Annotated in this window: 1 protein-coding gene; it reads right to left on the bottom strand. The window is 69.7% G+C overall.

Annotated elements, in window-relative coordinates:
• Positions 1-6,868, bottom strand: a 6,868-nt coding sequence (locus tag RIB45_RS08750; RefSeq protein ID WP_350049865.1) for a T1SS-143 repeat domain-containing protein, incomplete at its 3' end; no start/stop codon positions are given.
• Between the last annotated feature and the right edge of the window lie 300 nt (positions 6,869-7,168).

Here is a 7,168-nt window from a genome sequence, read left to right as displayed (position 1 = left end):
TGTAGGTGAAGTCGTCCGGCAGGTCGCCGTTCGAATGATCCTCGCTCGGATCGGACTCATAGCTCCAAGAGCCGTCGGAATTGACCGTCAGCGTGCCGTACTGGGTGTTCATCGGCTGGCCGATGACGCCGTCCTGGGTCGAGCCGTCCTCGGCCGTGTAGGTGAAGCCGGTCACCGTGACCGAGCCGTCGGCGCCGGCGTCGTCATTGTCGAGGACGTTGCCGCCGATCTGGTTCTGACCTTCCTGGACAGCGCGGAGAGCGTCGTCTTCGGCGACGGGGCCGGCGCCGTCTGTGATCTCGATCGCCTGGGTCGCGCTAGACGTATCGCCGTCGCCGTCCGTGATCGTGTAGGTGAAGCTCTGCTGCGGGTTGCCGGAGGCGTTGTCGACGTCGGAGGTCGGCGTGAAGCTCCAGGTCCCGTCGGCGCGCACGGTCAGCTGGCCGAACTCGGCGTCGACCGTTGTCTCGCCGCCAGCCGGAACACTCGCGGAGACGGCCGCGCCGCCGCCCGCGGGCGTGTATTCGAAGCTGGTGAGCGTCGCGCCGTCGGGTCCGCCGTCGTCGTTCGCCATCACGTCGCCGGTGACCGGACCCGCGCCCTCCTGCACCGACTTCAGCGGATCGTCGACCGCGACCGGCGCGCCGTCCGTCACCGTGATGTATTGGGTCGCAGACGCCTGGCTGCCGTCCTGATCCTCGATCGTGTAGGTGAAATTGTCGGGCAGATCGCCGGAGGCGTGATTCTCGCTCGGATCGGACTCGTAGGTCCAGGAGCCGTCGGAATTGACCGTCAGCGAGCCGTATCGGGTGTCGACCGTCTGGCCGGCGTCGACGGTCTTGGAGGAGCCGTCCTCGGCCGTATAGGTGAAGCTGACGACGGTGATCGGGCCGTCCGAGCCGGCGTCGTCGTTCGCGACCACGTTGCCGCTGATCTGGTTCTCGCCCTCGACGACGCTCGCGCCGCCGTCGCCGGCGCCGGGGCCGTCGTCGTTGGCGACGGGGACGCCGGCGTCGGTGATCTCGATCCCCTGGGTCGCGCTCGACGTATCGCCGTCGCCGTCCGTGATCGTGTAGGTGAAGCCGTCCGCGACCGGGCCGTTCGACTGATCGATCCCGTCATCGGCCGTGAAGCTCCAGGAGCCGTCCGAATTGACGGTCAGCGAGCCGTACTGCGTCGCGACCGTCGCGCCGCCGCCGCTCGGGACCGTCTGGCTGACCGCCGCGCCGCCGCCCGCGGGCGTGTATTCGAAGCTGGTCACGCTCGCGCCGTCGGCGCCGAGCGCGTCGTTGGACAACACGTTCCCGCCCGTTGCGCTGTCGCCCTCCGCGAGCGAGACGGTCGCGTCGTTGACCGCCTGGGGCACGTCGTCGACCACGTCGACCGTGAAGCCGGCCTCGGCCGTGCTGCCGTCGCCGTCGGTCACCGCGACGGTGAAGGGCAGATTCTGGGCGACGTTCTCGCCCGCGCCGGCCGCATGGTCGAGCTCGCCCGCCAGCGTGAAGGTCGCGCTGTACTGGCCGCCGCTCTCGCTCAGCTGGACGGTGAAGACCGTCTCCCCGCCAGCCTCGGCCGTCAGCGTCCGGCCGTCGCCGGAGACGCTGTAGCTCAACGGCTGGCCGCCGGAGGTGAGGCCCATGACCTGCAGCGCCTGCGGAACCTGAAGCGCGACCGAATCGAGCCCGTCCGAGCCGCCGTCGATCGTCAGATCGCCGGTGACGGAAAGCGAGTCCGAGCCGTCGGCGCCGGCCGGTAGGTCGTCTTCGTCCACGGAGAATTCGTCGCCGCCCGCGCCCAGGCCGCCGCCGACATCGACGCTCGGGCCGTCGTCGGTGATCGAGATCGGCTGGGTCGCGCTCGCCGTGTCGCCGTCGCCGTCGACGATGGTGTAGCTGAAGCTGTCGTCCAGCGGCTGGCCGCCGCTGTGATCCAGATCGCCGTTCGCGGTGTAGCTCCAGCCGCCCCACGGATTGACGGTCAAGGAGCCGAACTGGGTCGTCACCGTCTGCGTCTGGCCGCCCATCGCTTGCGTCGCCGCGTCGCCGTTGGCGTCCGTGTAGGTGAAGCTCTGAATCGCCGCGCCGTCGGCGTCGGCCCCGAAGCTGTCGTTGGCGATCAGATTGGCCTCGCCCTGGGCGGTGCCGATGGTCCCGGCCCCTTCCTCGATCGAGACCGCGGGCTCGTCCGCCGCCTGCGGAACGTCGTCGATCACCTCGACATTGATTGTCCCGCGGGCCTGATCGCCGTCGGAATCGGTCACGACGACGCCGAGCGGAACGTCGGCGATCGAATTCTCGCCCTCGCCCTGCGCCTGGTCGAGATTGCCAACCAGATCAAACGTGTAGCTGTAGCCGCTGTTCGGATCGCCCGACAGCACGGCCGTGAAGATGGTGTCGCCGCCGGCCGAGCCGGTCAGCGTCGTCCCGTCGCCCGAGACGGCGTAGCTCAGCGCCTCGCCGTCGGACGTCAGGCCCTTGTCGGTCAGCGCCTGCGGGATCTCGAACTGCACCGCGTCGCTGGCGGCCGGGCCGTCGCTGCCGAAGTCGACGTTGATCGACTGGGTGAAGGAGCTGGCGCCGGCCTGATCGGTGCCGGCCTCCCGGTCGCCGCTCTCGGCGCCCAGATCGTCCTCGTCGACGGCGCCGCCGCCGTCCTGGCCGAAGGGCTGGCCGCCGAAGCCGATCTGCGGGCCGCCGTCGGTGATCGAGATCGCCTGCATGGCGGTCGCCTCGTCGCCGTCGGCGTCGCGGATCGTGTAGGTGAAGCCGTCATCCAGCGTCGATCCGGTCTGGGCGCCCGCATTCGCGGTGAAACTCCAGGAGCCGTCGCTGTTGACCTGCAGCGTGCCGTACTGGGTCGTCACCTCCTGGCCGGCCGAGGCGCTTTGCTGAACCCCGTTGGCGTCGGCGTAGGAAAAGCTGACCAGCGTCGCGCCGTCAGCGCCGAGATCGTCGTTCGAGAGCACGTTATAGCCGGTGACGCTGTCGCCGTCGCCGATCGCCAGCGCCGGCTCGTCCGTCGCGGTCGGCACGTCGTCGATCACGTCGATCTCGACGCCGGCGCGCGCGACCGTGCCGTCGCCGTCGGTCGCGACCACGGTGACCGGCAGATTCTGGATGGAGTCCTCCCCCGAGCCGTCGTGATCGAGCGGCTTGGAGAGCGTCGCGGTGTAGCTGTAGCCGGAGGCGGGATCGCCGGAGACGCTGATCGACAGCACCTCCTCGCCGCCGGCGGAGCCGACGATGCTGAGCCCGTCCGCCGACAGCGCGAAGGTGACCGGCTGCCCGCCCGCGGTCAGACCCGCGCTGGCGAGCGCAGGCGGGATCTCGAGCTGGACCGGGTCGGTCGCCGCCGGCCCGTCGTCGCCGAAATCGATCGCGATCGGCTGAGTGACGCTGGCGGACGAGATGTCGTCCTCGTCCACCGCCGCATCGCCCGTCTCGGCGTCCGGCGTCCCCGGATCGCCGTCCGGGAACCCGATCTTCGGCCCGCCGTCGGTCAGCGTTAGGCCCTGAGTCGCGCTGGACGTATCGCCGTCCGCGTCGGTGATCGTATAGGTGAAGGCGTCGCTCACCCCGTCGCCCGCCACGCTCGCGTCCGAGGAGTAGGACCAACTCCCGTCGGCGTTGACGGTGAGCGAGCCGTGCTGCGTGTCGACCGTGACGCCGTTCGTCGGATCGACGGCGGCGGTCTTGGCCGCGCCGGACTCGTCCGTGTAGGCGATTTCGGTGATCGTCGCGCCGTCGGCGCCGGTCTCGTCGTTCGCCAGCAGATTGACGCCGCCGTTCGAGGATCCGACGCTCTCACCGCCCTCGCCCAGCGTGATCGTCGCTTCGTCGACCGCCTGCGGGACGTCGTCGACGATGTCGACGGTGAAGTCGGCGCTCGCCGTGGTGCCGTCCGTGTCCGCGACCTGCACCTGGAAGGGCACGCCGGAAATGACGTTCTCACCCGCGGCGTCCGGATGATCCAGCTCGCCCTGTAAGGTGAAAGTGAAGCCGTACTGGCCGCCGCTTTCGCTGAGCGCGACGGTGAAGACAGCCTCGCCGCCGGCCGAGGCCGTCAGCGTCTGGCCGTCGCCGGAGACGCTGTAGCTCAGCGCCTGCCCGCCGGAGGTGAGCCCCATATCCTGCAGCGCCTGCGGAATCTCAAGCGCCACGCTCTCAACCCCGTCGGCCGCGCCGTCGATCGTCAGCTGACCGCTGACGGAGACGGCGTCCGAGCCGTCGGATCCGGCCGACAGATCGTCCTCGTCCACCGTGAAGCTGTCGCCGTCGGCGCCCAGGCCCCCGTCGACGTCGATCGAGGGGCCGGCGTCGGTCAGCAGGATCGGCTGCTGGCCGCTGACCGCATCGCCGTCGGCGTCCACCAGCGTGTAGCTGAAGCTGTCGAACGGGAATTCGTTGGCGTCGTGATCGGCGCCGGTCGTCGCCGTATAGGACCAGGTGCCGTCGGCGTTGACGGTGAGCGAGCCGTACTGCGTCGTCACCGTCTCGCCGGCGTTCGCGCTCTGCGTCGCGCCCGTCGCATCGGTGTAGCCGAAGCCGGTAATGGTCGCGCCGGAGGCCGGCTGGCCGTCGGCGCCGAAGGTCTCGTTCGCCAGCAGGTTGGGCGCGCCGTGATCGGTCCCGACCGCGCCTCCGTCCTCGCTGACGGTCAGCGTCTGCTCGCTCGCCCCGACCGGCGTGTCGTCGACGACGGAGACCGAGAAGGAGCCGGCGGCCGTGTCGCCGTCCGCGTCCGTGACGGTCACGGCGAAGGGCAGATCCAGGCTGTTCTCGCCGCCGCCGTAGGCGTGGTCGATCGCGCCCGACAGCGTGAAGTCGTAGCCTGAATTGTCCGACTTGACGGTCGCGGTGAAAATCGTCTCGCCGCCGGCGGAGCCGGTCAGCGTCTTACCGTCGGACGAGAGGCTGTAGGTCACCGCCTCGCCGTTCGAGGTGAGGCTCGGCAGGCCGTCGGTCCCGCTGAACTGGATGTCCGCGATCGCGTCCTGGCCGCCCGTCTGGGTGAAGGCGCCCGAGACGGTCGTGGATTCCGGGCTCGAATCCCGGCCGGCCGCCAGATCGTCCTCGTCGACGCTCGTATCCTCGGCCGCGATCGTCGCCGCGCCGGCGTCGGTGATCGAGATGTTCTGGGACGCGCTGGCGGTGTCCCCGTCGCCGTCCGTCAGGGTGTAGATGAAGCCGTCCTGCACCGCGCCGGCGGAGTGATCCAGCACGGCGTTCGGCGTGAAGCTCCAGGAGCCGTCGGCGTTCACGGTAAGCGAGCCGTTCGGCGTCGTGACGGTCTCGCCGGCGGCCGCGGTCGCGGTCGCGCCGCTCGCGGCCGTGTACTGGAACGAGGTCAGGTCGGCCCCGTCGGCGCCGACCGTGTCGTTCGTCATCACATTGCCGGTCAAGGCCGCGCCGCCTTCGGCGACCGAGGCGGTGCCGTCGGAAATCGCGGTCGGCACGTCGTCGACCACGCCGACCGTCACGGTCGCGGTCCCGGTCTCGCCGTCGTCAGCCGCGACGCTCAGCGTCAGCGGAATGTTGCTCACCGAATTCTCGCCCGCGCCCGACGGGTGGTCGAGCCCGCCGTTCAGCGTGAAAGTCAGGGAATAGGCGCCGCCCGACTGGCTGAGCGCCGCGGTGAACACAGTCTCGCCGCCGGCCGTCGCGGTCAGCGTCTGACCGTCGCCGGAGACCGAGTAGCTAAGCGCCTCGCCGCCCGACGTAAGGTTCAGCGCCTGCAGGCCGCCCCCGGCCGAGAGCGTGACGCCGGTGACGTCGCCCGACCCCTCGGTGATCGAGAGCGTCTGGCTGACCGACAGCGCGTCCGCGCCGTCCGAGCCGGCCGTCAGATCGTCCTCGTCGCGCTCGAGCGAGAAGGCGCCCAGGCTCGGCGGGCTCGACAGATCAGGCTCCGGCGGAGGCGGCGGAGGCGGCGGCGGAGGCGGAGGCGGCGGGGGCGGCGGAGGCGGCGCCGAAGAAAGCGGCGGAAGCGGCGGCGGGGCCGGCGGCAGACCGCCGCTCGCCAGCGTCGGGGCGGGGGTGTCGGCGCCCAAAGCGCTCTCGCCCGGCTGCTCGCCGGCGCCGTCGCCGTAATTGGTCACCGGGCCCACATTGGCCTGCCCGGCCGCCGTGTCGACGCCCGCCAACGCGTCGGCCAGCGCGTCGATGTTGGATCCCATGTCGATGAGCTCCTGGGAGCTCATCAGGCTGCCGTCCGGCAGCAACAGCACCGGCGGGGCCTCGGAGAAGGCGGCGTCCACCAGAGAGCTGAACGAGATCTGCGCGCCGTCGGCGAAGCTGAGCACGATGTCGCTGTCGGTCTGGATGACCTCGACCTCGTCGAGATCGAAATTGAGCTTCAGCGGCTGCCCGGGTTGGATCAGCATCTCGCTGGTTTCGCCCGCGCCGGGTTTGTCCACCTCGATCGCCCGCGCCTCGAGCTCGGCGTCGCCGGCGGCGAACTGGAACGGATTGCTCGAGTCTCCGCCGTCCGACTCATCGCTAACGGCGCGCTCGCCGCCATCTTGCGCCGCTCGATTTCGCGCGTCCTCATACTGGGAATCCGGGGTCAGCAGAAGCGGGGGATTGTCCCCGAAGCCGCCGGGTTCGGTCGAGGCGAGGGTCAAGGTGGAGCCGTCGGCGAAGGTGAGGGTCACGCCGTCCGGGCCGGAGGTCACGGCGACCTCGCCCGGGTCGAAATCCAGACGCAGCGCCTGCCCGGGCGCGACCGGGATCGTGTCCGACCCGCCGCCGAGCGGCGCGCCGATCGAGATCGCGGCGCCGGCCGCCTCGTGGCTCTCCGGGATGAAATCGAACGCGTCGTCCGCGCCGTTCTGGTATCCCGGGCTCGGGATCTGACCCTCAACCGCCATGGCTCTCGCCTTTCAGATGCCGTCCCGCTGACGTCGACCCTCTCGACGAACCGTGGCGGGGCGCTTCGCTTTCCGGTCGTGCAACCGCGTTCCGGTCGCCCAACTGGACGACGGGACGCACTTCGCCCCGCCTTATCCGAGCGCACTCTAAGGTCGCGATGGGGTGAAAATCTACAAAAATTTGAAAATCTTTTATACGAATTTAATTAAATTTTTATCGATATCATAATTATACTTTTAAAACAAATAGAAAGCATTCAACGCCCGAAGGGAAACCGACGTGTCAGCGCGCGTCGAAGG

It is taken from the genome of Marivibrio sp., from assembly GCF_040218065.1.
GTDB lineage: Bacteria > Pseudomonadota > Alphaproteobacteria > UBA8366 > Aestuariispiraceae > Marivibrio.
The sequence above is the reverse complement of the archived record's forward strand: the minus strand, read 5'-3'. Positions and strand labels throughout refer to the sequence as shown.